Here is a 26,506-nt window from a genome sequence, read left to right as displayed (position 1 = left end):
AGGAAAATAGGCAACTTATCGCCGATGAGCAAGATGATTTTTCGAGGGGCATCAAGATTGAATGAATTTTGCGAGTCGCTTTCCGAAAATGAGGTTGATCTTTATGCATACAGGGGTTACTGTATATCCATACAGTAACTACAGGGCTGGAATGAATATGCACACTTCAGGCTATGCAAATCGCTCAACCTCTCTCTCTTCTACCGCAGGCAATGTCGCGCAGAATTCCGTCGAGCGTGTTTCCACGGGGCTAATCAGTGAAGTGGTTTATCGTGAAGACCAGCCTCTGTTGACGCAACTTCTGCTGTTGCCTTTATTGCAACAGCTTGGTCAGCAATCACGCTGGCAGCTTTGGCTCACGCCTCAGCAAAAACTGAGCCGTGAGTGGGTTCAGTCCGCAGGCCTTCCGCTCACCAAGGTCATGCAAATTAATCAGCTCTCGCCGTGCGATACCGTGGAGTCGATGATTCGTGCGTTACGCACCGGAAATTACAGCGTGGTGATTGGATGGTTACCGGAAGAACTGACGGAAGAGGAACATTTCCGTCTGACTGAAGCAGCTGAAGAAGGGAATGCGATCGGGTTCATTATGCGTCCGGTTCGATCGGATTCTTACCGCAGAGGACAACTTTCTGGGCTAAAAATTCACTCGAATTTGTATCATTGAGTGAAATTAAGATTTTTCCTGGAATTTTTTTTGACCACAAGATGCCATTAAAGTTCCCGGCCTGAAAATTGCGGCAAGGCTTGTCTGGTGCGGTTCTCCTTAATTTTATTGCACAAAATTCGTTCGAAAAATGTTAAATAATCGGTATACGGAACTTTTTTTTTCATATGCCTGACGGACTTCACACTTGTAAGTTTTCAGCTACGTTGTAGACTTTACATCGCCAGGGGTGCTCGGCCTAAGCCGAAGATATCGGTAGATTTATATTTGACCACGCCCCCCGGTGAAGGATTTAACCGTGATTCTCTCCTGAGACTTTCATGGCGAATTTTGGATGATAACGAGGCGCAAAAAATGAAAAAGACAGCTATCGCGATTGCAGTGGCACTGGCTGGCTTCGCTACCGTAGCGCAGGCCGCTCCGAAAGATAATACCTGGTATGCAGGTGGTAAACTGGGCTGGTCTCAGTTCCACGACACCGGCTGGTACAACAGCAGCCTGAACAATGATGGCCCAACTCACGAGAGCCAGCTTGGTGCAGGTGCGTTCGGTGGCTATCAGGTTAACCCGTATGTTGGTTTTGAAATGGGTTACGACTGGTTAGGTCGTATGCCATACAAAGGCGACACCATCAACGGCGCTTTCAAAGCACAGGGCGTTCAGCTGACCGCTAAACTGGGCTACCCAATCACTGACGATCTGGACGTGTACACCCGTCTGGGCGGCATGGTATGGCGCGCAGACTCCAGCAACAACATCGCTGGTGACAACCATGATACCGGTGTTTCCCCAGTATTCGCTGGTGGCGTTGAGTGGGCTATGACCCGTGACATCGCTACCCGTCTGGAATACCAGTGGGTTAACAACATCGGCGACGGCAACACCGTTGGTGTTCGTCCAGACAACGGCATGCTGAGCGTAGGTGTTTCCTACCGTTTCGGCCAGCAGGAAGAAGCAGCACCAGTTGTTGCTCCAGCGCCGGCTCCAGCTCCAGAAGTACAGACCAAGCACTTCACTCTGAAGTCTGACGTTCTGTTCAACTTCAACAAAGCGACTCTGAAACCAGAAGGCCAGCAGGCACTGGATCAGCTGTATTCTCAGCTGAGCAACCTGGATCCTAAAGACGGTTCCGTAGTGGTTCTGGGCTTCACCGACCGTATCGGTTCTGACGCTTACAACCAGAAACTGTCTGAGAAACGTGCTCAGTCTGTTGTTGATTACCTGATCTCTAAAGGTATCCCAGCTAACAAGATCTCCCCACGTGGTATGGGCGAATCTAACCCAGTTACTGGCAACACCTGTGACAACGTGAAAGCTCGCGCTGCACTGATCGACTGCCTGGCTCCAGATCGTCGCGTAGAGATCGAAGTTAAAGGCATCAAAGACGTTGTAACTCAGCCAGCGGCATAAGTTATCGTCTTATAAAAAAACCCCGCCATGCGGGGTTTTTTATTGTCTGCAGAAAAGAAAAATCTACTTTTTACCCAACAGAGCCTGAAGGTCGTTCTTCAGCGTCGACATCTGGTTGGCGTACTTCTCTTTATGTTCGGCATCCTCAATCAACTGCACAATGGTTTCCGAAAGCGTTTTGCCCCGCCGTTGTGCCAGCCCAGCCAGGCGTTGCCAGACAATGAACTCCAGGTCGATTGATTTTTTGCGAGTGTGCTGATGCTCAGCATTAAAATGCCGTTTGCGTCGCGCGCGGATAGTTTGCTTCATCCGGTTTAACAACGCGGGATTGATGTGTTTCTCAATCCAGCTGTTAACCTGTACCGGTTCATTTTCGAGGGTCAGCAAAATATCCACGGCTTCTTGCGCAGCGCTGGCTTCGATGTAGCAGGTGATCAGCTCCCCTTCACGGTGCTTTTTGACCAGGTACTTCCATTTCCAGCCGCTTTCGAGATTTTCCAGTTGTTGATATTTCATTGCGATCTCAGTGTTACCACGTAACTCTGTTCAGAATATCAGTTTTTTAGCAATCTGCTGAAAAGAAATCATATCCTGTGAGTGAATGCAGCCAATCGCCCTGTCGAAATACCCAATCCTGCTTGGGTACAGCCCCCCGCTTACGGTATACTCCACGCTTTTACATCTGACTAAAAAACATCAACTTTGACCATTACGAAACTTGCATGGCGTGACCTTGTTCCGGATACCGAAAGTTATCAGGAACTGTTTGCACAGCCCGAACTCGCAAAAGAACACGAATTCATCCTTAGCGATACGCAGCCTCGTTTGCATTATGCGCTGGAGCAGGTGTTAAGCCCATGGGCAACAGCGCCCTTCATGCTGCTCAAGGCCCCGGAAGAAGCGGAATATCTGACGCTGCTCGGAGATGCCGTGCGCCAGCTGAAGCCGGACGCGAACGCAGTTTTTGGCGGTCAGTACCGTATTGCGGGACATGATGTCACTTTCGAACCGGGGGCGCAGGCCGATGGCATTTTTGCCGCGAAGGGCGAGGTGATTACCGCTAACTGGGTCGAGGCAGAACAACTCTTTGGTTGTCTGCGCCAGTTTAACGGAGAACTTTCGCTGCAGCCGGGGCTGGTACATCGCGCAAATGGTGGTGTTCTCATCATCTCACTGCGTACCCTGCTCTCGCAGCCGCTGTTGTGGATGCGTCTGAAAACCATCGTGCACCAGCAGCGTTTCGACTGGGTCGGCTACGATGAGTCTCGTCCCCTGCCTGTCTCCGTTCCGTCTATGCCGCTGTCGCTGACCGTCGTACTGACGGGCGACCGTGAATCGCTGGCGGACTTCCAGGAAATGGAGCCGGAACTCGCTGAGCAGGCGGTGTATAGCGAATACGAAGACAACATCCAGATTGCTGATGCCGACGATATGGCGCAGTGGTGCCAGTGGGTGATGGCTGTTGCTGAACGTTTTGCGCTGCCAACCCCTGCGGCTGACGCGTGGCCGGGCTTAATCCGCGAAGCGGTACGCTACACCGGTGACCAGGAAACGCTGCCGCTTTGCCCACTCTGGATCGGCAAACAGCTGCGTGAAGTGGGTGTGATCAGCGGTGACGGGACGTTCACCGGCGAACAGCTCACTCAGATGCTGGCTCAGCGTGAGTGGCGAGAAGGCTACCTTGCCGACCGTATGCAGGATGAAATTCTGCTGGAACAAATTCTGGTGGAGACCGAAGGCGAACGCGTCGGGCAGATCAACGCCCTGTCGGTGATTGAGTTTCCTGGCCATCCGCGCGCATTCGGGGAACCGTCCCGTATCAGCTGCGTTGTGCACATTGGCGATGGCGAGTTCACCGATATCGAACGCAAAGCCGAGCTGGGCGGCAACATTCACGCGAAAGGCATGATGATCATGCAGGCGTTTTTGATGTCCGAGTTGCAGCTTGAGCAACAGATCCCCTTCTCCGCCTCGCTGACGTTTGAGCAGTCATACAGCGAAGTGGATGGCGATAGCGCCTCTATGGCTGAGCTGTGCGCCTTAATCAGCGCCCTGGCGGAAGTGCCCATCAGTCAAAACATCGCAATCACCGGTTCGGTGGACCAGTTCGGTCGTGCCCAGCCAGTGGGAGGCCTCAACGAAAAAATTGAAGGCTTCTTCTCTATCTGTCAGCAGCGCGGTTTAAACGGCAAACAGGGTGTGATTATTCCTGCTCCCAACGCACGCCATTTGAGCCTCAGTCAGGACATTCTGGAGGCGGTTGAGCAAGAGCAATTCGCTATCTGGGCCATCGAAGGGATTGAGGATGCGCTACCCTTACTGACAAATCTGGTTTGGGATGGCGAAGGGCAAACCACCCTGATGCAGACCATCCAGGAGCGCATTGCTCAGGCGACACAGCAGGATGCTCGTCATCGTTATCCATGGCCGTTACGCTGGTTGGGCTGGTTTAGTTCGAACTGATCGGACTTGTTCAGCGTACACGTGTTAGCTATCCTGCGTCCTTCACTAAAATAAGGCTTACTGAGAACATGGTAGATAAACGCGAATCCTATACAAAAGAAGATCTTCTTGCCTCTGGTCGCGGCGAACTGTTTGGCGCAAAAGGCCCACAGTTACCGGCCCCGAACATGCTGATGATGGACCGTGTCGTGAAAATGACCGAAACCGGCGGCAACTTCGATAAGGGTTACGTAGAAGCAGAACTCGATATCAACCCGGACCTGTGGTTCTTCGGTTGCCACTTTATTGGCGATCCAGTAATGCCTGGCTGTCTGGGTCTGGATGCCATGTGGCAGCTGGTCGGCTTCTATCTGGGCTGGCTGGGCGGCGAAGGTAAAGGCCGCGCACTGGGCGTGGGCGAAGTAAAATTCACTGGCCAGGTTCTGCCTACTGCGAAGAAAGTGACCTATCGTATTCACTTCAAGCGCATCGTTAACCGCCGCCTGATTATGGGCCTGGCAGATGGCGAAGTGCTGGTAGACGGCCGTCTGATCTATAGCGCAAGCGACCTGAAAGTTGGCCTGTTCCAGGACACTTCCGCGTTCTGATTGTGCTTTTCGCACCTCCAGAAAGGCGAAACCTCCGCATTGCGGAGGTTTCTTTTTTGAAAGAGACGTTATCAGGCTATGAGTGCCCTGTCGCCGATGGCTTCTCGCCAGCCTCCAAGCCATTGTGACCTTTGATTTATCGTCTGATAAGGACACATTTCTTTAGAACGTCCAGCGATGCCGGCCTGATAACCACGTTGATGAGCCCGTTCCAGGCGATCTCGTTTCTGTCTCTTCATGCCTCGTTTCCCTCATTCTTTTGTCTGGTGGAAAGAAAACAGTGTCTGCACTAAATGCACAGGCACAGATAACGAATACCCCGAATTAGTCGCAGCGTCAATGTTCAAAATTCATACGGGTGTCATATTTGTGAGCTACCTGGAAGTTCATTTGTACAAAAATTGTGACGTGGCACAAGTAACAATCTGAAGTGAAAACGAAAAAAAAACCGCAATCAGCGACAGGCCAACTGCGGTTTTTGATGATGAATTTTACTTATGGCAGCCGGGAAATTTCTCTCGCGATGCTGGCCGACTCCTGTGCCCAACCCTGAGCCAGGACTTTCACCATTTCATCATAGCCATCTTTCTGCTGCTTCAGCTCCAGATGAAAAGGACGCTTGATGAGTTGCCCCTGATGATTCAGCAACCACTCTCCGCTGATCACCACCGCACCGTCATAACGGCCGTGGAAGCCTGTTACCGTGACGTTCAGCGTATCCTGATCGTTACCCAGCGGCTGCGACGCGACAACCCAACCCGGAAGCTGGCTGCCCAGATTGGCCACCAGCGTATTGCGCAGCTGCTGATCCAGCGGGCTGGCCCACAGGTTGTTCGTCGCAATCACGTATTTAACGTCGCTCGTCTGATAGACCACGCCGTTTCCTGCCAGATAATCCGGCACCGCAACCTGTTCAACCCACAGCTGACGGTTTCCCTGGCTAGCCGTGCTTTGCCCACCGCTGTGGGTAGCCACAGGCAGCTGATAGTAACTTTTATTATCTACCCCTGAACTGCACGCCGTTAACAGCAGAGCACCAACCATCAATAGCCACTTTTTCATTCTTTTGCCCTCTTCGGCTCAGGATCCTTTTTATCTTTCGCTTCGAACACCAGCGCATTGCTCTTCTCGTTGAGCGTTTTCAGCACCGGCTGTAGTTCACGTAAGACCTGATCAAGACGCTGCATATCTGCCACCATCTTGTTGTAGGCCGCTGAACCCGGCTGGAAGCCCTGCATACTGCGGTTCAGCTCACGCAGCGTTTTCTGCATGTCCTGCGGCAACTGCTGCATGCTCTGGCTCGCCGTGATCTTGTTAATGTTATCCAGCGTGGTTTGCAGGCGACGCATCGTTGCCTGGCTTTCGCTCAGAGAGTTCGTCGCCGCTTCAATCATCGGATTCAGTGGCAGATTGTTGATCTTATCCAGCGTCTCCATCAGACGCTGCTGGATCTGCGCCAGGCCGCTGCTCACCGTTGGGATGATCTTGTAGCCACCGAATTCACGAATACCGGTAATCGGCGGTGCTTTCGGGTAGAAGTCCATATCCACATACAGCGCACCGGTCACCAGGTTACCCGTCTTCAATGACCCGCGCAGACCGCGTTCCATCAGTTGACTGATATGGGCGGCAATATCCTGATTCTCGCCAATCTGATTGATCAGGCGTTCTGGTTCAATACGAATCAGCACCGGAATGCGGTAATCATCATCCAACACCTGCTGCAGGCCAGGCACAAAGAACGGAACTTGCCCAACCGTACCGAGACGAATGCCGCGGAACTCAACAGGCGCCCCCGGTTGCAGACCACGAACGGAGTCTTTAAAGAACATCAGGAAGTCAACGTGATCGGTGTAGAGAGCATCCTGAATGCTTTTTTGATCGTCGAACAGGCGGAAAGCGGTGTTCTCCGCCACTGGCTGCCCAAGGTCCAGCCCTTCCGGTACGTCAAAACTCACGCCGCCGCCAAAGAGGGTTGTCAGCGAGCCCATTTCAACACGCATCCCCGCCGAGGTCAGATCCACCGCGATGCCACTGTCTTTCCAGAAACGGACGTTACTGGTGACCAGACGATCGTTAGGCGCATTGATGAAGAGCTGATAGCTGATGGCTCTTTTCTGAGGATCGAACGTACTTTTCTCTACCGACCCTACGCGATAGCCGCGGAACAGCACCGGGTCGCCCGCCGTGAGCTGGCCCGCTTTTTTGCTGTCGAGGATCACGCGGATACCTTTTGCATCAGGCGGTGCAAGCGGCGGTGAATCCAGAAGCTGGTACTGCGCCGGCTGGTTGCCTTTTGCGCCCGGCTGCAGTTCGATGTAAGCCCCTGAGAGCAGGGTCCCTAAGCCGCTGATCCCTTCGCGCCCCACCTGCGGTTTAACCACCCAGAAAACGGAATCGCCATGCAGCAGTTTTTCCATGCCGGCATTAAGGCGCGCCTTAATCTCCACATGGGTTAAATCGTCGGTCAGGGTTGCGCTTTCGACCACGCCTACGTCCACGCTACGGCTTTTGATGGTCGTTTTACCGCCCTCAATCCCCTCGGCATTGGTGGTTATCAGCGTGACTTCCGGTCCCTGATGGCTGTAATGATAAAACAGGATCCATGCACCGATCAGCGCGGTCACGATGGGAAAAATCCACACCGGCGACCAGTTTTTGACCTTCTGCACTTTCGCCTCTCCACTCTTATTTTCCATGCTCTTACTCTTCCTCATGGCTTGATTCAGGCTCACGATCCCACGATAAACGAGGGTCGAAGGTCATGGCCGCAAACATGGTCATAATCACAACCAGTGCAAACATTAAAGCCCCCATCGCGGGATAAATACTCATCAAACCGCCCATCCGCACCAGTGCAGAGAGAACGGCGATGACAAACACGTCGATCATTGACCAGCGTCCGACAAACTCGACCACTTCATAAATCAGGTGCATGCGTTCGCTGTCGCGTTTCCCATGTCCTTTCGCATCCCAGCAGAGCCAGGCGATGGCGATCATTTTTAAAGTTGGCACCATAATACTGGCGATAAAAATGACCCCGGCGACCGGATAAGAACCTTCGCCCCACAGCAGTACCACCCCGGCCAGGATCGTCGAAGGCATTTTGTCACCGAGCAAATCGGTGATCATAATCGGCAGAATATTGGCCGGCAGATACAGCATGATGGACGTGACCAGCAGCGCCATCGTCCACTGCAGACTATTTTTACGGCGTACGTGACCTTTTGTTTCGCAGCGCGGACAAACGTCGAGATCGGCGGGCAGTACGGCGGTGCAGCATGGGCAAGAACGCAGCCCCTGGCGAATACCGGGCACGCCGACCTTCACCGTCTGCGCAAGCGTCGGTGCCGGGGCGATGTCATCCCACGCCCAGCGCCTGTCCACGCACTGGAATGCGCGCAGCTGCAGGACGCAGTACAGGCACCACGGAATGAAGCTGCTGCCGATCCCCACATCACCATAGGCCATCAGCTTCACGAAACTGACCAGAATGCCCGCCAGAAAGATCTCGGCCATGCCCCAACTTTTGAGCTGAAAAAGGATACGCGCAAGCCGGATTTTCAGCGATACCGGCATTCTGACGCGGTTCACCAGCAAAAGGATGACGACCAGACACAACGCCGGGACTATCTGGACAAACAGGAGAAAAAAGGTGCCGAGGCTGGCGTAATCTTCCGAGAACATCACGCCCGGGATTTCAAGCAAATCCACCTGGCTGGTTATCCCTCCCACCTTCATATAGATGAAGGGGAAGAGATTGGAGAGCAGCAGCATGAACAGTGCTGCCAGAGCGTAAGCAGTGGGACGCTGCCGCGGCGCGTCCCACTCGGTTGTCAACGTCGCACCGCAACGTGGACACAGGGCTTTATGTCCGTGACCAAGCTCTGGCAACGCCACGAGCATATCGCATTGCGAGCATAAAATATGCCTGTCGGCATGGTGCTGGTCACACATATGTTATCCCTGTTTATGCGCCGTTCTTCAGAGACTCAAGGTACTCCCAGCGCTCAAATGCTTCTTCCAGGGCTTTTTCAGCCGCGGACAGTTCAGCCAGTACTTTCTGAGTATAGTCATGCGATTGGCTAAAGAATGACGCATCAGCAACCTGTTTTTGCAGATCCTCAAGCGCAGCCTCCAGTTCTTCCAGACGCTGGGGTAGCCCCTCCAGTTCGCGCTGCAGGTTATAACTTAGTTTAGCCGAGGTTTTCTTGACAGTTTCTGCTTTTGTTACAGCAGGTTCAGAACTTGTTTTGGACTTTGACTGTTTCTGCGCCAAAGACTGCGATTGCTGCCCTTTTGCATCATGATAACCGCCTACGTATTGTCCAATTCGCCCTTCACCTTCGAAGATCCAGCACTCGGTCACGGTGTTATCAACGAACTGACGATCGTGGCTGACCAGCATCACGGTGCCCTGATAACCATCAATCAGTTCTTCGAGCAATTCCAGCGTTTCGACATCCAGGTCGTTCGTTGGTTCATCGAGAATCAACAGGTTACTTGGTTTCAGGAACAAACGCGCCAGCAGCAGACGATTACGCTCCCCGCCAGATAACGCACGCACCGGGGTCATTGCACGTTTCGGATGGAACAGGAAGTCCTGCAGATAGCCCAGTACGTGACGTGGTTTACCATTAACCATCACCTCTTGCTTACCTTCAGCAAGGTTATCCATCACCGTTCTGTCTGGGTCCAGCTCTGCACGGTGCTGGTCGAAATAGGCGACTTCCAGCTTAGTCCCGCAGTGAACACGGCCGCTGTCAGCCTGCAACTGACCGAGCATCAGCTTGAGTAACGTGGTTTTGCCGCAGCCGTTCGGGCCAATGAGAGCAATTTTATCGCCACGCTGCACCTGAGCGGAGAAGTCTTTCACCAGAACTTTTCCATCAACCTGGTAATCGACATTTTCCATTTCAAAGACAATCTTACCGGAGCGGGATGCCTCTTCGACCTGCATCTTCGCACTCCCCATAACTTCTCGGCGAGCGCTGCGCTCGTTACGCATCGCCTTCAGGGCACGCACGCGGCCTTCGTTACGGGTACGGCGGGCTTTGATACCCTGACGGATCCAGACCTCTTCCTGTGCCAGCTTGCGGTCAAACTCCGCATTTTGCAGCTCTTCCACGCGCAGGTTTTCTTCTTTTTCCAGCAGATAGGTATCGTAATCGCCAGGATAGGTCACCAGCTTGCCGCGATCGAGATCGACAATACGCGTTGCCATATTGCGGATAAACGAACGGTCGTGTGAAATGAAAATAATGGTGCCGTTAAAGGTCTTCAGGAATCCTTCAAGCCAGTCAATCGCTTCGATATCCAGGTGGTTGGTCGGTTCATCCAGCAACAGCACTTTCGGGCCGCTGACCAGCGCACGCCCAAGCGCCGCTTTACGCAGCCAGCCGCCGGAAAGCGCCGACAGCTCCATATCCGCATCCAGACCTAACTGATCCAGCACTTCCGTAATACGGCTTTCAAGCTGCCACAGACCGTGATGATCCAGAAGCTCCTGCAGGCGTGCCATCTCATTGAGATTTTTTTCACTGGGGTCGGTCATCACAAGATGTGAAATTTCGTGATAGCCCTTCAGGTATTCAGCCTGCTCAGAAATCCCTTCTGCAACGAAATCATAAACGGTACCCGCCACGTTACGAGGTGGGTCCTGCTGCAGTCGGGAAACAATCAGATCCTGTTCGTAAACGATACGGCCATCATCCAGGCCCTGTTCACGATTGAGGATTTTCATCAGCGTGGATTTACCCGCGCCGTTACGGCCTACAAGACAGACGCGTTCGTTGTCTTCAATATGCAGTTCAGTATCATCGAGAAGTGGCGCATCGCTAAAAGAGAGCCACGCGCCGTGCATGCTAATTAATGACATTTATTTTTCCTTTCAGACCGCGGTAATCAACCAGCAGTTATGAATTTGACGGTTACGGGCAAAGTCCTGAGACAGCGTTTTTTGGCTGATTTCTTGTGCTTTCAGTCCCAGGGCTGCTAAACCGTCATGATCCATACGGAAGCCGCGTTTGTTGTTCGAGAACATAATGGTGCCGCCCTTGCGCAGCAGGCGCTTCAGGTCGGTCATCAGGCGCAGGTGATCGCGCTGTACGTCAAAACTATCTTCCATACGCTTGGAGTTGGAGAAGGTCGGCGGATCGATAAAGATCAGATCGAACTGCTCGTCAGTATCACGTAGCCAGCCCAGCACGTCGGCCTGCATCAATCGGTGCTGACGTCCGGTTAAACCGTTAAGACGCAGGTTGCGCTCCGCCCATTCCAGATAGGTACGGGACATATCCACCGTGGTGGTGCTCCGCGCGCCGCCCAGACCCGCATGCACGCTCGCGCTGCCGGTATAGGAGAACAGGTTGAGGAAATCTTTGCCCTTGCTCATCTGGCCCAGCATGCGACGGGCGATACGGTGGTCAAGGAACAGGCCGGTATCCAGATAGTCGGTCAGGTTTACCCACAGGCGGGCGTTGTATTCGCCCACTTCGATGAAGTCGCCCTTCTCATTCATCTTCTGGTACTGGTTTTTCCCTTTCTGGCGCTCGCGGGTTTTCAGCACCAGTTTGTTCGGCGTGATGCCGAGCACGGCGATGGTGGCCGCAATGACGTCCAGCATGCGCTGACGCGCTTTTTGCGCATCGATGGTTTTCGGTGGAGCATATTCCTGAATCACCACCCAGTCCGCGTAGCGGTCAACCGCCACGTTGTACTCCGGCAGGTCGGCGTCGTACAGGCGGTAGCATTCAATCCCTTCCTGCTTCGCCCACTTCTCATATTTCTTCAGGTTCTTGCGCAAGCGGTTGGCGTAATCTTCCGCCACGCCGGATGGCTTGCTGTCCGCCGCTTTCTCCGCCAGATGGTAGTTCTTCTGCACGCAGTCCAGCGGGCCGTTTTTCGCCTTAAACTGGCGATCGGCACGCAGCTGCAGGCAGCTCAGCAGCTCCGGTGAGGCGCTAAACAGAGACAGGTTCCAGCCGCCGAAGTGGTCCTTCATATTGCGGCCCAGCAGGCTGTGCAGGGCAATCAGCGCCGGTTCGCTGTCCAGACGCTCACCGTATGGCGGGTTGCTGATCACGGTACCGTACGGGCCTTTTGGCAGCGGGTTGGTCAGATTCGCCACGTCTTTCACTTCGAAGGTGACCAGCTCGCCGATACCGGCGCGACGGGCGTTGCTGCGCGCGCGTTCAATGACGCGCGGGTCGCTGTCCGAACCGTAGAAGTGGGAGGTGTACTCCGCCAGACCTTTGCGCGCGCGGGTCTGCGCGTCGTCTTTGACCTCTTTCCAGATCGCTTCGTCGTGCTGTGCCCAGCCTTTAAAGCCCCAGTGACCGCGATGCAGACCCGGCGCGCGGTCGGTTGCCAGCATGGCCGCTTCAATCAGCAACGTACCGGAACCACACATCGGATCGAGCAGCGGCGTGCCCGGCTGCCAGCCGGAGCGCATTACGATGGCGGCAGCCAGCGTTTCTTTAATTGGCGCCATACCGGTACGATCGCGGTAGCCGCGCAGGTGCAGACCTGCGCCACTCAGATCGAGAGAAATACTCGCCGTGTCACCGTTCAGCCAGACGTTAATACGCAGATCCGGATTTTCGCGATCGACGTTTGGACGTTCCTTATTTTTACGCGTGAAGCAGTCCACTATGGCGTCTTTTACGCGCAGGGCACCGTACTGGCTGTTGCGGATCTCGTCGTTCACGCCGTTGAAATGCACCGCAAAGGTGGCGTTTGGCGTGAAGATCTCTGTCCAGTCGATCATCTGTACGCCGGTATAGAGGTCCAGGTCGCTATAGACCTTGCACTCCTTCATCGGCAGCATGATGCGCGACGCCAGACGGCTCCACATCAGGCTCTGGTAAATAAGCCGCGTGTCGCCCTCAAAATGGACACCACCCTGAACCACCTGGCACTCTTGTGCGCCCAGGCTTTCCAGTTCAGTTTTTAACAGCTCTTCCAGCCCACGGGCCGTACTGGCAAACAGAGAATTCATATCGTCACTTTTACTCTTAGAAAATTGTCGCGCATTATAGCTAATATGGCGTGTATGTCATAAAGTTGAAGGCTTATTTTCATTTGTGGGAGTGTGCAGTGGCGACGTTATCCAGGCTTTTTATTCATCCGGTGAAATCCATGCGCGGTATCGGCGTCTCTCACGCGCTGGCCGACATGAGCGGATTCGCCTTCGATCGTATTTTTATGGTCACCGAGCCCGACGGCACGTTCATTACCGCACGCCAGTTCCCGCAGATGGTTCGCTTTACCCCTTCCCCGCTTCATGACGGTTTGCACCTGACCGCGCCGGACGGCTCCAGTGCGGTCATTCGCTTTGCTGATTTTGCGCCTGTCGATGCGCCAACGGAAGTGTGGGGCAATCATTTTACCGCGCGCATCGCCCCGGATGAAATTAACCGCTGGCTGAGCGGTTTCTTCTCCCGCGACGTTCAGTTGCGCTGGGTTGGGCCTGAACCGACGCGTCGCGTAAAGCGCCATGACACCGTCCCCCTCTCCTTCGCCGATGGTTTCCCGTTCCTGTTGACTAACGAAGCCTCGCTGCGTGATTTACAAGGCCGCTGCAAGGCCAGCGTTCAGATGGAGCAGTTCCGTCCGAACCTGGTGGTGACGGGTGCCGACGCCTGGGACGAAGACACCTGGAAGGTGATCCGCATCGGCAGCGTCATCTTTGACGTGGTTAAGCCATGCAGTCGCTGCATTTTCACCACGGTGAGTCCTGAGAAAGGCCAGAAGCACCCTTCCGGTGAACCGCTGAAGACGCTGCAGTCGTTCCGCACCGCGCAGGACAACGGCGATGTGGATTTTGGCCAGAACCTAATCCCGCGCTCCAGCGGCGCAATCCGCGTCGGTGATGAGGTAGAGATCCTTGCCCGAGGGCCTGCAAGAGTGTACGGCTCAGGTCAGGAAGAAGAAATGGTCGACGTTGTGACAAATGTCACTTCTGCGGTAGATATTCACTGGCAGGGCAACGTCATCCGTGGCAACAACCAGCAGGTATTACTGGAGCAACTGGAGCAGGCAGGTATTCGCGTACCCTATTCCTGTCGCGCAGGCATTTGCGGATGCTGCCGCATCAAGCTGGTGGATGGAGAGGTCAGTGCGCTGAAAAAATCGGCAATTGGAAATGACGGCACAATTCTGTGCTGTAGCTGCATACCGAAAACGTCCGTACAGCTGGAAGCTTAAACCGCCTGTTCGAGGCTGAAGGAATCTACGCGCAGCTGAGGCTTCAGCCTGTCGTTCATCACTTTAATGGCATCGCCAAGCTGCATCGTCCGCCCGGCAATAGTTACGCCGGGCTGCGCCAGCAGGCAGAGCGCAGCATTTTCGCCAGGCTCAACCACCAGCAGGCTTACCTCTTCTGCTGTATCGCTCAGATTTACGCTGGCCGCGTCACCCGTTGCCGGGGCCCAGCTCATACCATGCGCAAGAAAATGCCAGCTTTTTGGCATTTGCGGTTTCAGGAAGCGGATAGCCACCAGCGCATTTAATACCAGCTCGGCACGCTGCTCTTTCGAGAGCACCAGATCGCGGCATTTTTCTTCAAAAGAGAAATAGAGCGCCGCATCGTCAACGCAAAAGCCCGACGGGGAAAACGCGTCCGGGGTTAACATTCGGCGGGCAAAACGAGAACGAAACAACATGCCATTAGCTAAATCGAGCATCATTCGATCATGCTCGTCGCAAAAATACCAGCGCCAGTTATCGTCAGGTTTAATTCGCATGTGTCTCTCCCGTCCCCAAACGTCCTGTACTAAAAATGTCCTGATCGCCGCTTCGTTTATAACACCATTAATAAAAGACTATAATGTATAAATAAGCAACAGTGACGGAATATAAAACAACCAGGGCTGGAAATAAAGCCCTGGTTGTCTGATTATGAGAAAAGATTAGATATGAGTAACGATTTCTTTAATCAGCGGTGGTCCTTTAAAAATAAAGCCGGAATAGATTTGCACCAGTGACGCACCCGCCGCCATCTTCTCGCGCGCAGCAATCACTGAGTCAATGCCACCGACGCCAATAATCGGCAGACGTCCTTTTAATTCCGCAGACAGGGCGCGAATAATTTCGGTGCTTTTTAATTGTACCGGACGTCCACTTAACCCACCCGCTTCGTCACAGTTTTTCATTCCCTGCACGAGAGAGCGATCGAGTGTGGTATTGGTTGCAATCACACCATCAATATTATGACGAACTAAACTGTCGGCAACCTGGATCAATTCTTCGGCAGAAAGATCCGGGGCGATCTTAACCGCGACCGGAACATATTTATGGTGGATCGTCTGGAGTTCATTTTGCTTATTTTTAATGGCACTCAGAAGATCGTCCAGCGCTTCGCCATATTGTAAGGAGCGTAGCCCCGGGGTATTGGGTGAAGAAATATTCACCGCAATATAACCGGCATAGGCGTAGACTTTTTCCATACAAATCAGATAGTCATCTTTACCCTGCTCTACCGGCGTGTCTTTATTTTTGCCGATATTAATACCTAATATCCCGTCAAAATGGGCTTTTTTTACGTTCTCAACAAGGTGATCAACACCGAGGTTATTAAAGCCCATGCGGTTGATCAGCCCTTCGGCTTCAACCAGGCGGAACAGGCGCGGCTTGTCATTTCCCGGCTGCGGGCGCGGCGTGACGGTACCGATTTCAATGGAGCCAAAGCCCATCGCGCCCAGGGCATCAATGCACTCGCCATTTTTGTCCAGACCCGCCGCCAGACCCAGCGGATTTTTAAAGGTCAGACCCATGCACTGCACAGGTTTTTCCGGCACATTCTGACGCACCAGAGCGGCCAGCGGCGTTCCGGTAATACGACGTAATTGCTGCATTGTAAATTCATGAGCGCGCTCAGGGTCGAGCTGGAAAAGGGCTTTACGAACGAAGGGGTAGTACATGAACTCTCCTGGATTCCCGGTGTGCAAACCGGGAGGGGATTATGGGCGATCCACACGCGAAAGGGAATTGACCTGCGGCAAAAAATCAGCGTAAAACGCAATCGTTTACCTCCCTGTCTATTTCTTATGCACTTTTTCGCATTTTAATTGCAGATAAATCATTTAGTGGAATAACCGCGCGGTGTCACACTCCTGAAAATTGTTATGAATGTTAGATAAAAGCAAACAATTGGTTATAAGGAGGAAGTATGCGCGTCATTACCCTGGCCGGAAGTCCACGATTCCCTTCGCGCTCCAGCGCCCTGCTGGAATATGCCCGCGAAAAACTCAATGCCCTGGATGTGGAAGTGTGCCACTGGAACCTGCATAACTTCGAACCTGAAGATCTGCTCTATGCACGTTTTGACAGCCCTGCGCTTAAAACGCTCATTGAGCAGCTTAAAGGGGCCGACGGCTTAATTGTGGCAACGCCCATTTATAAAGCCTCTTTTTCCGGGGCGCTGAAAACCCTGCTCGATCTGCTTCCGGAACGCGCTCTCGACGGCAAAGTCGTGCTGCCGCTGGCAACGGGCGGTACGGTTGCCCATTTACTGGCCGTGGATTATGCCCTGAAGCCGGTGCTGAACGCGTTGAAAGCGCAGGAGATCCTCCACGGCGTTTTCGCAGATGACTCCCAGGTTATCGATTACCAACATAAACCTCATTTTACGCCGAACCTGCAAACCCGCCTCGATACTGCCCTCGAAACCTTCTGGCATGCTCTGCACCGCAGGGATATCCAGGCGCCGGCGTTTGGTCAGCCTCAAGGAGTCGCACATGTTTAAAACATTAACCCGCATCGGCCTGGCTGGTTTGATGGCGCTTACCTCGCTGGCCCATGCCGCAGAAAAGGCTCCGGAAAGTTTACGCATTGGCTATCAGAAAGGCAGCGTCAGTATGGTGCTGGCGAAAAGCCACCAGCTTCTGGAAAAACGCTTCCCGGACACCAAATTCTCCTGGGTGGAGTTCCCGGCTGGCCCGCAGATGCTGGAAGCGCTGAACGTTGGCAGTATCGATCTCGGCAGCACGGGTGACATTCCGCCGATATTCGCCCAGGCGGCGGGAGCGGACCTCGTCTATGTTGGCGTTGAGCCGCCCAAACCGAAGGCCGAAGTGATTCTGGTGCCTGAAAACAGCGACATTAAAAGCGTCGCCGATCTTAAAGGGCATAAAGTTGCTTTCCAGAAAGGTTCCAGCTCACACAACCTGCTGCTGCGTGCCCTGCAAGAAGCCGGGCTCAAATTCACTGACATTCAACCTGTTTACCTGACGCCTGCCGACGCGCGCGCCGCGTTCCAGCAGAAGAACGTTGATGCCTGGGCCATCTGGGATCCGTACTACTCCGCCGCATTACTGCAGGGCGGCGTTCGCGTACTGAAAGACGGCACCACGCTGAAACAGACCGGCTCGTTCTATCTGGCCGCGCGTCCTTATGCGGAAAAGAACGGCGCATTTATTCAGGGCGTACTGGATACCTTTACCCAAGCCGATGCGCTAACCCAGACCCAGCGCCAGGAGAGCATTGCCCTGCTGGCGAAAACCATGGGCTTACCTGAGCCGGTGATTGCGAGCTATCTCAACCACCGTCCGCCGACCACCATTACGCCTGTGGACGCGCACGTCGCCGCACTGCAGCAACAAACGGCTGACCTCTTCTATCAAAACCACCTGGTACCAAAACAGGTCACTATTCGCGAACGCATCTGGCAGCCCGCAGGCAAAGAAGGAGCTAAATCATGAGTCTGAATCTTTTCTGGTTTTTACCCACCCACGGTGATGGACACTATCTTGGTACAGAAGAGGGCTCGCGCCCAGTTGACCACGGATACCTGCAACAGATTGCGCAGGCGGCGGACCGAATCGGTTTCACCGGGGTACTGATCCCAACCGGACGTTCATGTGAAGATGCCTGGCTGGTCGCCGCGTCAATGATCCCGGTCACCCAGCGTCTGAAGTTCCTGGTTGCGTTACGTCCGAGCGTTGTCTCCCCCACCGTGGCGGCGCGTCAGGCGGCAACGCTGGACAGACTGTCCAACGGCCGCGCCCTGTTTAACCTGGTGACGGGCAGCGATCCGCAGGAGCTAGCGGGCGATGGGGTGTTCCTCGACCATACCGAGCGCTATGAAGCCTCCGCAGAGTTCACCCGCGTCTGGCGACGCCTGCTGGAAGGTGAAACCGTCACCTTTGAAGGCAAGCATATTCACGTTCGTGACGCGAAACTCTACTTCCCGCCGGTGCAGCAGCCGTGCCCACCGCTCTATTTTGGCGGATCGTCGGATGTGGCCCAGGATCTGGCGGCTGAACAGGTCGATCTCTATCTGACCTGGGGCGAACCGCCTGAGTTAGTGAAAGAAAAAATTGCCCAGGTACGCGCTAAAGCGGCCGCCCATGGCCGTAAGGTACGCTTCGGCATTCGCCTGCATGTGATTGTGCGAGAAACCAATGAAGAAGCCTGGCAGGCCGCCGACCGCCTGATTTCCCATCTGGATGATGAAACCATCGCCAGGGCGCAAACCGCGTTTGCCAAAACCGACTCCGTCGGACAGCACCGGATGGCGTCCCTGCACAACGGCAAGCGCGAGAACCTCGAGATTAGCCCGAACCTGTGGGCAGGCGTTGGTCTGGTGCGCGGCGGTGCGGGCACGGCGCTGGTCGGCGACGGCCCGACCGTAGCCGCCCGGATTAATGAATACGCTGACCTGGGTATCGACAGCTTTATTCTCTCCGGTTATCCGCATCTGGAAGAGGCGTACAAGGTGGGCGAGCTGTTATTCCCGCATCTGGATGTCGCCATTCCGGAAATTCCGCAGCCGCAGCGGCTTCAGCTTCAGGGCGAAGCCGTGGCGAACGAGTTTATTCCACGCAAAGCCGCACAGAGCTAAGGAGTGACCATGTCTGCCACCTCACAAAAATGGCTGCTGCGCGCCGCTCCGTGGTTTTTACCCGTCGGCATTGTGGCTCTCTGGCAGCTCGCGTCGTCCACCGGCTGGCTGTCGAGCCGCATTCTGCCCTCTCCGGAGGGCGTTGTAGAAGCGTTCTGGTCGCTGAGCGTGAGCGGTGAGCTGTGGCAGCATCTGGCGATCAGCTCCTGGCGCGCCGTGATTGGGTTTTCCATCGGCGGCAGCATCGGTCTGGTTCTGGGCCTGATCAGCGGACTTTCACGCTGGGGCGAGCGGCTGCTGGATACCTCTATTCAGATGCTGCGTAACGTGCCACATCTGGCGCTGATCCCGCTGGTTATCCTGTGGTTTGGGATTGATGAGAGCGCCAAGATCTTCCTCGTGGCCCTGGGCACATTGTTCCCGATCTACATCAACACCTGGCACGGGATCCGCAATATCGACCGTGGTCTGGTGGAGATGGCGCGCAGCTACGGCTTATCGGGTTTTTCTCTCTTTATACACGTGATCCTGCCGGGCGCCCTGCCCTCCATTATGGTCGGGGTGCGTTTTGCGCTCGGCCTGATGTGGCTGACGCTGATTGTGGCGGAGACCATCTCGGCCAACTCAGGCATTGGCTACCTGGCGATGAACGCCCGCGAATTCCTGCAAACGGACGTGGTGGTGGTTGCCATCATTCTGTATGCCCTGCTCGGCAAACTCGCCGACGTCAGCGCCCAGTGGCTGGAGCGCAGCTGGCTGCGCTGGAACCCGGCCTACACCCTTCAGGAGGCGAAAGCATGAATACAGCACGACTGAATCAGGGAACACCGTTACTGCTGAACGGCGTGACCAAACGCTACGGCGAAAACACCATTCTTAACGGGCTGGATCTGCATATTCCCGCCGGACAATTTGTGGCCGTTGTTGGTCGCAGCGGCGGCGGCAAGAGTACCCTGCTACGCCTTCTGGCCGGACTGGAAGCCCCCAACGGCGGTGACATTCTGGCAGGAACGACGCCACTTTCGAATATTCAGGACGATACCCGCATGATGTTTCAGGATGCACGCCTGCTGCCGTGGAAAACGGTTATCGACAATGTCGGGCTCGGTCTGAAGGGCAACTGGCGGGATGAAGCCCGCCAGGCGCTGGCCGCCGTTGGGCTGGAAAATCGTGCGGATGAATGGCCTGCAGCCCTCTCGGGTGGGCAGAAGCAGCGCGTAGCGCTGGCGCGGGCATTGATTCACCGTCCGGGCCTGCTGTTGCTTGATGAACCGCTCGGCGCGCTCGACGCCCTGACGCGGATCGAAATGCAGGATTTGATTGGATCCCTTTGGCAGGCGCACGGCTTTACGGTACTGCTGGTGACGCATGACGTGAGCGAGGCCGTCGCGATGGCTGACCGGGTGCTGTTAATAGAGGACGGGAAAATAGGTCTGGATCTGACGGTGGATCTTCCGCGGCCTCGTCGCCTGGGCTCGGCAAGACTGGCGGAGCTGGAAGCTGAGGTGTTGGATCGGGTGATGAAGCGTGGGGGGACGGAAGTAGAACGAGTTAAGGCTAATGCCTGATGCCCTCCCACCGGCCCTCTCCCACGGCGAGAGGGAGAAAACCATATGTAGGCCCGGTAAGCGAAGCGCCACCGGGCAATTTTTTATTACGCTAAGGCTTTAGCAATCTTCTCGTACAAATCACCAGACAGGTTTTCCAACCCTTTCAGTTGCTCAAGCGCGGCACGCATCTTCGCCTGACGCTTCGCGTCGTAACGCTTCAGGCGGATCAGCGGCTCAATCAGGCGCGACGCCACTTGCGGGTTACGGCTGTTCAGCTCGGTCAGCATTTCCACCATGAACTGATAACCGCTGCCGTCTTCGGCGTGGAACGCCGCCGGGTTGCTGCTGGCAAACGCGCCAATCAGTGAACGCACGCGGTTTGGGTTGCTCAGGGTAAAGGAGCGATGCTTCAGCAGGCTGCGTACTTTGCTGAGCGCATCGGCCGCCGGGCTGGTCGCCTGCAGGATAAACCACTTGTCCATCACCAGGCCATCCTGATGCCACTTGTCGTCGTACTCCTGCATCAGCGCATCGCGGCACGGCAGTTCGGCGGCAACGCTTGCACCCAGCGCGGCCAGCGCGTCGGTCATGTTATCCGCTTCGTGATACTGCTTGCTCACCAGGGTGTTCGCCAGCCCGGTTTCACCAAACGCCAGATAGCGCAGGCAGGTATTGCGCAGAGAACGTTTACCAATGTCCGCGTGCTCAACGCGATAAGCGTCGAGCTTATTGGCGTTATAAATGGCCAGGAACTCATCGGCCAGTTCTGCAGCCAGCGTACGGGTCAGCGCTTCACGCACTGCCACGATGGCAATCGGGTCGATGATATCAAACAACTCGGCGATTTCAGTCGCTGACGGCAGGGTCAGAATTTCAGCAGCCAGCGCCGGGTCAATCTTCTCATCCAGCAGGATCGCGCGGAACGCGTCAGCCACATGGACAGGCAGCGACAGCGGCTGGCCCTGCTGATGACGGTTTACGTTGAGCTTAATGTAGGTCGCCAGCAGGCTTTGTGCCGCATCCCAGCGGGAGAAGTCGTTACGCGCGTGACGCATCAGGAACGTCAGTTGCTGATCGCTCCACTTGTATTCGAGCTTCACCGGCGCGGAGAATTCGCACAGCAGCGCAGGCACCGGCTGGAAGTAGACGTTATCGAAGATAAAGGTCTGCTCGGCCTGGGTCACGTTCAGCACGTGGTGTACCGGGTGGCCGCCCTTCTGCAGTGGGATAACTTTGCCTTCGTTATCGTATAGCTCAATGCTGAACGGAATATGCAGTGGATATTTCTCTTCCTGCTCCGCCGTCGGCGGCGTGCGCTGGCTGATGGTCAGGGTGTACTGCTCGGTTTCCGGGTTGTAATCATCTTTGACGGTGACAACTGGCGTACCAGCCTGGCTGTACCAGCGGCGGAAGTGAGAGAGATCGACGTTAGAGGCATCTTCCATCGCCTGCACAAAATCGTCGCAGGTGGCCGCACTGCCGTCATGACGCTCGAAGTACAGCTGCATCCCTTTCTGGAAGTTCTCCTCTCCCAGCAGGGTGTGGATCATGCGGATAATTTCAGCGCCCTTCTCGTACACCGTCAGAGTGTAGAAGTTGTTCATCTCGATGACTTTATCCGGGCGGATCGGGTGCGCCATTGGACTGGCATCTTCCGCAAACTGCAGACCACGCATGGTGCGCACGTTGTTGATGCGGTTCACCGCGCGTGAACCCAGATCGGAGCTGAACTCCTGATCGCGGAAGACGGTCAGGCCCTCTTTCAGGCTCAGCTGGAACCAGTCGCGGCAGGTGACGCGGTTACCGGTCCAGTTGTGGAAATATTCGTGGCCGATGACGCGTTCGATATCGAGGTAGTCTTTATCCGTTGCGGTATCGGTACGCGCCAGCACGTATTTGGAGTTAAAGACGTTAAGGCCTTTATTCTCCATTGCGCCCATGTTGAAGAAATCGACGGCGACGATCATATAGATGTCGAGGTCATATTCGAGGCCGAAGCGCTCTTCGTCCCACTTCATGGAGTTGATGAGGGAGGTCATAGCCCACGGCGCACGGTCAAGGTTGCCGCGGTCAACAAACAGCTCCAGCGCCACTTCGCGGCCTGAGCGCGTTTTGAAGGTGTCGCGCAGTACGTCGAAGTCCCCCGCCACCAGCGCAAACAGGTAGCACGGTTTCGGGAAGGGATCCTGCCACTGCACCCAGTGACGGCCATTCTCCAGCTCACCTTCGCCTACGCGGTTACCGTTGGAGAGCAGGAAGGGATACAGGGTTTTATCGGCGATGATTTTGGTGGTGAAGCGCGCCAGGACGTCCGGGCGGTCGAGATACCACGTAATGTGGCGGAACCCTTCCGCTTCACACTGGGTACACAGCGCCACGCCTGACTGGTAAAGCCCTTCCAGCGCGGTGTTGGCGGCAGGGCTGATTTCATTCACGATGCGTAGCGTAAACTGTTCCGGCAGGTTGTCGATGACCAGCTGGTTGTTTTCTTCTTTATAGTCTGACCAGGCTTCATCATTAATGTGCAGGGAGACCAGCGTCAGGTCTTCACCATCCAGACGCAGCGGCACCGCAGTTGCGCTGTGGCGCGTCACCTGGCTCACCGCCGTGACAACGGTTTTAGTGGCATCCAGGTCAAAAGTCAGATCGATTTCGCTAATCAGGTAATCCGGCGCACGGTAGTCGTGGCGGTATTTGGCTTGTGGCTGTTGTGTCATAGAAAACCTTATGCATCGTTTGTCGAGTAACGTTTCAATATATTCCTGTTGCGCAAAACGCGCTATGCAGAATGTTCATCTTTTCAGGTACAAAACCTTTTTTTGCTACATTTGTATAACACGGGGCACAAAATGCCCTCGACCATAAAACGCGCTTATGTTGTGATCGGGGTTCAATAAATCACTAAACAAGGTATACTCCGGAGTTGTTTATTGTACTAAACGCTCCTGTGAGAGGATGCTACTGCGCACCTATGACTCAATTCGCTTCTCCAGTTCTGCATACGTTGCTGGATACCGACGCGTATAAACTGCATATGCAGCAAGCCGTTTTCCACCATTACTATGACGTTCATGTCGCGGCGGAATTCCGCTGTCGTGGCGACGACTTGCTGGGTATCTACGCAGACGCCATTCGTGAACAGGTCAATGCTATGCAGCATCTGACGCTGCAGGACGAGGAATATCAGTGGCTTTCTGGCCTGCCTTTCTTCAAAGCCGACTACCTGAACTGGCTGCGCGATTTCCGCTATAAGCCGGAGCAGGTCACCGTGCTTAACGATAACGGCAAGCTGGATATTCGCCTTGAAGGTCCGTGGCGGGAAGTGATCATGTGGGAAGTGCCGCTTCTGGCAGTGATCAGTGAACTGGCTCACCGCTACCGTTCGCCGGAAACGGGCATCGAGCAGGCGGTCGCCGCGCTGGAAAATAAACTCGCAGCCTTCTCCACGCTGACCGAGGGGCTGGACATGTCCCGCTTCCGCCTGATGGATTTTGGCACCCGCCGCCGTTTCTCGCGTGAGGTTCAGGAAGCCATCGTTAAACGTCTGCAGCAGGAGTCGTGGTTCGTGGGCACCAGTAACTACGATCTGGCGCGCCGCCTCAGCCTGACGCCGATGGGCACCCAGGCACACGAGTGGTTCCAGGCGCATCAGCAGATAAGCCCCGACCTGGCTAACAGCCAGCGCGCGGCACTGGCTGCATGGCTTGAGGAGTACCCGAATCAACTCGGGATCGCCCTCACCGACTGTATTACGATGGATGCCTTCCTGCGCGACTTTGGTCCCGAGTTCGCTGAGCGTTACCAGGGGTTACGCCACGACTCCGGGGATCCGGTTGAATGGGGCGAGAAAGCCATTGCACATTACGAGAAACTTGGCATTGATCCGATGAGCAAGGTGTTGGTCTTCTCGGATAATCTCGACCTGGCGAAAGCGGTCGAACTCTATCGCCATTTCAACACCCGGGTGAACCTGAGTTTCGGGATCGGTACCCGTCTGACCTGCGATATTCCTCAGGTAAAACCTCTGAATATCGTCATCAAACTGGTGGAATGTAACGGCAAACCGGTGGCAAAACTCTCCGACAGCCCGGGTAAAACCATCTGCCATGACAAAGCGTTTGTCCGCGCATTGCGCAAAGCGTTCGATCTTCCCCAGATCAAAAAAGCCAGTTAAGCGCTTACGGGAGCCTTCATGGCTCCCCTCTTCTTATTTATTTCCTAATTCTTCTCTTTTGACTGCGAAATTTACTTGTCTGATAGCAGATGGCAGGTAACATAGATATCCCCCCATAAGGGTGGACAAGTGTTTATTTTTTCCGACTATTAACAGAGAGAATATTATGAGCGTTGTGCCTGTAGCCGACGTACTCCAGGGCCGTGTCGCCGTTGACCAACAGGTCACCGTGCGCGGATGGGTGCGTACCCGCCGAGATTCTAAAGCTGGCATCTCCTTCCTTGCCGTCTATGACGGTTCCTGCTTTGATCCTGTACAGGCCGTCATTAATAATTCTCTGCCCAATTACAATGATGACGTTCTGCGCCTGACTACGGGTTGCTCCGTCATTGTTACCGGCTTGGTTGTGGCATCACCGGGCCAGGGCCAGAGCTTCGAAATTCAGGCCTCTGCCATTGAAGTCACCGGCTGGGTTGAAGATCCGGACACCTATCCGATGGCGGCAAAACGTCACAGCATCGAATATCTGCGTGAAGTCGCCCACCTGCGTCCGCGTACCAACCTGATTGGTGCGGTGGCGCGCGTGCGTCATACGCTGGCGCAGGCGCTGCATCGTTTCTTCGACGAGCAGGGTTACTTCTGGGTGTCTACCCCGCTGATCACCGCGTCCGATACGGAAGGCGCGGGTGAGATGTTCCGCGTCTCGACGCTGGACATGGAAAACCTGCCGCGCACGCCTGAAGGTAAAGTGGACTATGACAAAGACTTCTTTGGTAAAGAAGCTTTCCTGACGGTATCCGGTCAGCTCAACGGCGAAACGTACGCCTGTGCGCTGTCTAAGATCTACACCTTTGGCCCAACCTTCCGTGCCGAAAACTCCAACACCAGCCGTCACCTGGCGGAATTCTGGATGCTGGAGCCTGAAGTGGCCTTCGCCGACCTTGACGATGTTGCGGGTCTGGCGGAAGCGATGCTGAAGTATGTGTTCAAAGCGGTGCTGGAAGAGCGTCCTGACGACATGAAATTCTTCGCAGAACGCGTAGACAGCGATGCTGTGGCGCGTCTGGAGCGTTTCGTCTCTGCCGACTTTGCGCAGGTGGACTATACAGACGCGGTGGCGATCCTCGAGAAATGCGGTGAGACGTTCGAGAACCCGGTTTACTGGGGCGTTGACCTGGCGTCTGAACACGAACGCTACCTGGCTGAGAAGCATTTCAAAGCGCCGGTTGTCGTTAAAAACTACCCGAAAGACATTAAGGCCTTCTATATGCGCCTTAACGAAGACGGTAAAACCGTGGCAGCGATGGACGTCCTGGCGCCGGGCATTGGTGAAATCATCGGCGGCTCTCAGCGTGAAGAGCGTCTTGACGTGCTGGACGCGCGTATGGAAGAGATGGGGCTCAACCCAGCTGACTACAGCTGGTACCGCGATCTGCGTCGTTACGGTACTGTACCGCACGCCGGTTTTGGTCTGGGCTTCGAGCGTCTGATTGCCTACGTTACCGGTGTTCAGAACGTACGTGACGTGATTCCTTTCCCACGCACTCCGCGTAACGCCAGCTTCTAATTGGTACAAGACTAAAATGGCCAGCCTATGCTGGCCATTATTTTATTCTGTATTGTCAGTTTTCGTCAGTGCAAAGTCAGCGTCTTTAAACCTTCACCCCGTCACAACCACTACCTGTTACGTTTTGTTTCCGCGAAATATCTAGCCACAAAAAATAAACCCCATTCTTATTGCGATTATTACATCCTCAAGCGATAGCACAAATTTCAACCACTTTTACAGCCATCCAGAAGGCTTTTTGGGGT

22 protein-coding genes are annotated in these 26,506 nt (G+C 54.7%); 12 read left to right on the top strand and 10 right to left on the bottom strand.

What is annotated here, in order from left to right; genetic code table 11:
* Nucleotides 1-157 precede the first annotated feature (157 nt).
* Both sulA and ompA read left to right on the top strand, forming a co-directional pair.
* Nucleotides 158-667 carry an SOS-induced cell division inhibitor SulA gene (gene sulA, locus V1566_RS10665; RefSeq protein WP_121425762.1) on the top strand — a complete coding sequence of 170 codons (510 nt, stop codon included), beginning with the start codon at nt 158-160 and terminating at the stop codon, nt 665-667.
* Nucleotides 668-1,021: 354 nt separating this feature from the next.
* Nucleotides 1,022-2,077, top strand: coding sequence for a porin OmpA (ompA, locus tag V1566_RS10660; RefSeq protein ID WP_148242612.1), 1,056 nt, complete (start codon nt 1,022-1,024; stop codon nt 2,075-2,077).
* Between the two features lie 63 nt (nt 2,078-2,140).
* Here the strand turns inward: ompA and matP are convergent, their stop codons facing one another.
* The gene (gene matP, locus V1566_RS10655) at nt 2,141-2,593 is read right to left on the bottom strand and encodes a macrodomain Ter protein MatP (protein ID WP_395305835.1); all 453 of its coding nucleotides are present in this window, start codon (nt 2,591-2,593) and stop codon (nt 2,141-2,143) included.
* Between the two features lie 186 nt (nt 2,594-2,779).
* Between matP and V1566_RS10650 the strand changes: the two genes are divergently transcribed.
* Both V1566_RS10650 and fabA read left to right on the top strand, forming a co-directional pair.
* Nucleotides 2,780-4,540, top strand: a complete 1,761-nt coding sequence (locus V1566_RS10650; protein WP_395305834.1) for an AAA family ATPase — start codon at nt 2,780-2,782, stop codon at nt 4,538-4,540.
* A 68-nt stretch (nt 4,541-4,608) separates the two neighbouring features.
* Nucleotides 4,609-5,127: a 3-hydroxyacyl-[acyl-carrier-protein] dehydratase FabA gene (gene fabA / locus V1566_RS10645; protein WP_008499931.1), complete on the top strand. Its 519-nt coding sequence runs from the start codon at nt 4,609-4,611 to the stop codon at nt 5,125-5,127.
* 71 nt (nt 5,128-5,198) lie between these two features.
* Here fabA and rmf read toward each other — a convergent pair whose 3' ends face one another.
* The 6 genes from rmf to rlmKL all read right to left on the bottom strand — a co-directional run bounded on the left by rmf (nt 5,199) and on the right by rlmKL (nt 13,126).
* Nucleotides 5,199-5,366 carry a ribosome modulation factor gene (gene rmf / locus V1566_RS10640; protein WP_013097261.1) on the bottom strand — a complete coding sequence of 56 codons (168 nt, stop codon included), beginning with the start codon at nt 5,364-5,366 and terminating at the stop codon, nt 5,199-5,201.
* 256 nt (nt 5,367-5,622) lie between these two features.
* On the bottom strand, nt 5,623-6,189 hold the full coding sequence (gene pqiC, locus V1566_RS10635) for a membrane integrity-associated transporter subunit PqiC (RefSeq protein ID WP_024907767.1): 567 nt from the start codon (nt 6,187-6,189) through the stop codon (nt 5,623-5,625).
* Entirely contained in the window at nt 6,186-7,826 is a 1,641-nt protein-coding gene (gene pqiB / locus V1566_RS10630) for an intermembrane transport protein PqiB (protein ID WP_395305833.1), read from the bottom strand. Before pqiB ends, pqiC begins: the two co-directional genes overlap by 4 nt.
* 4 nt (nt 7,827-7,830) lie before the next feature.
* Nucleotides 7,831-9,084: a membrane integrity-associated transporter subunit PqiA gene (pqiA, locus tag V1566_RS10625; RefSeq protein WP_395305832.1), complete on the bottom strand. Its 1,254-nt coding sequence runs from the start codon at nt 9,082-9,084 to the stop codon at nt 7,831-7,833.
* A gap of 13 nt (nt 9,085-9,097) precedes the next feature.
* On the bottom strand, nt 9,098-11,005 hold the full coding sequence (locus V1566_RS10620) for an ABC transporter ATP-binding protein (protein WP_395305831.1): 1,908 nt from the start codon (nt 11,003-11,005) through the stop codon (nt 9,098-9,100).
* Between the two features lie 12 nt (nt 11,006-11,017).
* The gene (rlmKL, locus tag V1566_RS10615) at nt 11,018-13,126 is read right to left on the bottom strand and encodes a bifunctional 23S rRNA (guanine(2069)-N(7))-methyltransferase RlmK/23S rRNA (guanine(2445)-N(2))-methyltransferase RlmL (protein ID WP_395305830.1); all 2,109 of its coding nucleotides are present in this window, start codon (nt 13,124-13,126) and stop codon (nt 11,018-11,020) included.
* A 98-nt stretch (nt 13,127-13,224) separates the two neighbouring features.
* Between rlmKL and V1566_RS10610 the strand changes: the two genes are divergently transcribed.
* Nucleotides 13,225-14,334: a YcbX family protein gene (locus V1566_RS10610; RefSeq protein ID WP_395305829.1), complete on the top strand. Its 1,110-nt coding sequence runs from the start codon at nt 13,225-13,227 to the stop codon at nt 14,332-14,334.
* Here the strand turns inward: V1566_RS10610 and zapC are convergent.
* Nucleotides 14,331-14,873, bottom strand: a complete 543-nt coding sequence (gene zapC / locus V1566_RS10605) for a cell division protein ZapC (protein WP_395305828.1) — start codon at nt 14,871-14,873, stop codon at nt 14,331-14,333. The genes V1566_RS10610 and zapC overlap by 4 nt on opposite strands.
* Nucleotides 14,874-15,038: 165 nt before the next feature.
* Nucleotides 15,039-16,049 (bottom strand): quinone-dependent dihydroorotate dehydrogenase, encoded by a 1,011-nt coding sequence (gene pyrD / locus V1566_RS10600; protein ID WP_395305827.1) that lies wholly within the window; start codon nt 16,047-16,049, stop codon nt 15,039-15,041.
* Between the two features lie 248 nt (nt 16,050-16,297).
* Between pyrD and ssuE the strand changes: the two genes are divergently transcribed.
* Genes ssuE through ssuB form a run of 5 tightly spaced genes read left to right on the top strand, consistent with a single transcriptional unit; the run spans nt 16,298 to nt 20,538 of the window.
* Nucleotides 16,298-16,873, top strand: coding sequence for an NADPH-dependent FMN reductase (gene ssuE / locus V1566_RS10595; RefSeq protein WP_395305826.1), 576 nt, complete (start codon nt 16,298-16,300; stop codon nt 16,871-16,873).
* A complete protein-coding gene (locus tag V1566_RS10590) occupies nt 16,866-17,828 on the top strand; it encodes a sulfonate ABC transporter substrate-binding protein (RefSeq protein ID WP_395305825.1) in 963 nt (320 codons plus the stop codon). The genes ssuE and V1566_RS10590 overlap by 8 nt, the downstream gene beginning before the upstream one ends.
* On the top strand, nt 17,825-18,970 hold the full coding sequence (gene ssuD, locus V1566_RS10585) for an FMNH2-dependent alkanesulfonate monooxygenase (RefSeq protein ID WP_395305824.1): 1,146 nt from the start codon (nt 17,825-17,827) through the stop codon (nt 18,968-18,970). Before V1566_RS10590 ends, ssuD begins: the two co-directional genes overlap by 4 nt.
* Before the next feature lie 9 nt (nt 18,971-18,979).
* Nucleotides 18,980-19,771: an aliphatic sulfonate ABC transporter permease SsuC gene (gene ssuC, locus V1566_RS10580; RefSeq protein WP_023311016.1), complete on the top strand. Its 792-nt coding sequence runs from the start codon at nt 18,980-18,982 to the stop codon at nt 19,769-19,771.
* On the top strand, nt 19,768-20,538 hold the full coding sequence (gene ssuB / locus V1566_RS10575) for an aliphatic sulfonates ABC transporter ATP-binding protein (protein ID WP_395305823.1): 771 nt from the start codon (nt 19,768-19,770) through the stop codon (nt 20,536-20,538). Before ssuC ends, ssuB begins: the two co-directional genes overlap by 4 nt.
* 86 nt (nt 20,539-20,624) lie before the next feature.
* Here the strand turns inward: ssuB and pepN are convergent, their stop codons facing one another.
* Nucleotides 20,625-23,237 carry an aminopeptidase N gene (gene pepN / locus V1566_RS10570; protein ID WP_168979151.1) on the bottom strand — a complete coding sequence of 871 codons (2,613 nt, stop codon included), beginning with the start codon at nt 23,235-23,237 and terminating at the stop codon, nt 20,625-20,627.
* Nucleotides 23,238-23,491: 254 nt separating this feature from the next.
* Between pepN and pncB the strand changes: the two genes are divergently transcribed.
* The gene (gene pncB, locus V1566_RS10565; protein ID WP_395305822.1) at nt 23,492-24,694 is read left to right on the top strand and encodes a nicotinate phosphoribosyltransferase; all 1,203 of its coding nucleotides are present in this window, start codon (nt 23,492-23,494) and stop codon (nt 24,692-24,694) included.
* A 166-nt stretch (nt 24,695-24,860) separates the two neighbouring features.
* Nucleotides 24,861-26,261 carry an asparagine--tRNA ligase gene (gene asnS, locus V1566_RS10560; protein WP_395305821.1) on the top strand — a complete coding sequence of 467 codons (1,401 nt, stop codon included), beginning with the start codon at nt 24,861-24,863 and terminating at the stop codon, nt 26,259-26,261.
* The last annotated feature ends 245 nt before the right edge of the window (nt 26,262-26,506 follow it).

The organism is Enterobacter sp. ECC-019, assembly GCF_043974075.1.
Classification (GTDB): Bacteria; Pseudomonadota; Gammaproteobacteria; order Enterobacterales; family Enterobacteriaceae; genus Enterobacter; species Enterobacter asburiae_D.
The sequence above is the reverse complement of the archived record's forward strand: the minus strand, read 5'-3'. Positions and strand labels throughout refer to the sequence as shown.

What these genes read in the sequence shown, in the direction of transcription:
- pyrD (WP_395305827.1), bottom strand. Translation starts at nt 16,049, where the DNA reads ATGTACTACCCCTTCGTTCGTAAAGCCCTTTTCCAGCTCGACCCTGAG.
- pqiA (WP_395305832.1), bottom strand. Translation starts at nt 9,084, where the DNA reads ATGTGTGACCAGCACCATGCCGACAGGCATATTTTATGCTCGCAATGC.
- pqiC (WP_024907767.1), bottom strand. Translation starts at nt 6,189, where the DNA reads ATGAAAAAGTGGCTATTGATGGTTGGTGCTCTGCTGTTAACGGCGTGC.
- ssuD (WP_395305824.1), top strand. Translation starts at nt 17,825, where the DNA reads ATGAGTCTGAATCTTTTCTGGTTTTTACCCACCCACGGTGATGGACAC.
- fabA (WP_008499931.1), top strand. Translation starts at nt 4,609, where the DNA reads ATGGTAGATAAACGCGAATCCTATACAAAAGAAGATCTTCTTGCCTCT.
- V1566_RS10590 (WP_395305825.1), top strand. Translation starts at nt 16,866, where the DNA reads ATGTTTAAAACATTAACCCGCATCGGCCTGGCTGGTTTGATGGCGCTT.
- pncB (WP_395305822.1), top strand. Translation starts at nt 23,492, where the DNA reads ATGACTCAATTCGCTTCTCCAGTTCTGCATACGTTGCTGGATACCGAC.
- matP (WP_395305835.1), bottom strand. Translation starts at nt 2,593, where the DNA reads ATGAAATATCAACAACTGGAAAATCTCGAAAGCGGCTGGAAATGGAAG.
- pepN (WP_168979151.1), bottom strand. Translation starts at nt 23,237, where the DNA reads ATGACACAACAGCCACAAGCCAAATACCGCCACGACTACCGTGCGCCG.
- ssuB (WP_395305823.1), top strand. Translation starts at nt 19,768, where the DNA reads ATGAATACAGCACGACTGAATCAGGGAACACCGTTACTGCTGAACGGC.
- ompA (WP_148242612.1), top strand. Translation starts at nt 1,022, where the DNA reads ATGAAAAAGACAGCTATCGCGATTGCAGTGGCACTGGCTGGCTTCGCT.
- sulA (WP_121425762.1), top strand. Translation starts at nt 158, where the DNA reads ATGCACACTTCAGGCTATGCAAATCGCTCAACCTCTCTCTCTTCTACC.
- ssuE (WP_395305826.1), top strand. Translation starts at nt 16,298, where the DNA reads ATGCGCGTCATTACCCTGGCCGGAAGTCCACGATTCCCTTCGCGCTCC.
- rmf (WP_013097261.1), bottom strand. Translation starts at nt 5,366, where the DNA reads ATGAAGAGACAGAAACGAGATCGCCTGGAACGGGCTCATCAACGTGGT.
- V1566_RS10620 (WP_395305831.1), bottom strand. Translation starts at nt 11,005, where the DNA reads ATGTCATTAATTAGCATGCACGGCGCGTGGCTCTCTTTTAGCGATGCG.
- asnS (WP_395305821.1), top strand. Translation starts at nt 24,861, where the DNA reads ATGAGCGTTGTGCCTGTAGCCGACGTACTCCAGGGCCGTGTCGCCGTT.
- ssuC (WP_023311016.1), top strand. Translation starts at nt 18,980, where the DNA reads ATGTCTGCCACCTCACAAAAATGGCTGCTGCGCGCCGCTCCGTGGTTT.
- zapC (WP_395305828.1), bottom strand. Translation starts at nt 14,873, where the DNA reads ATGCGAATTAAACCTGACGATAACTGGCGCTGGTATTTTTGCGACGAG.
- pqiB (WP_395305833.1), bottom strand. Translation starts at nt 7,826, where the DNA reads ATGGAAAATAAGAGTGGAGAGGCGAAAGTGCAGAAGGTCAAAAACTGG.
- rlmKL (WP_395305830.1), bottom strand. Translation starts at nt 13,126, where the DNA reads ATGAATTCTCTGTTTGCCAGTACGGCCCGTGGGCTGGAAGAGCTGTTA.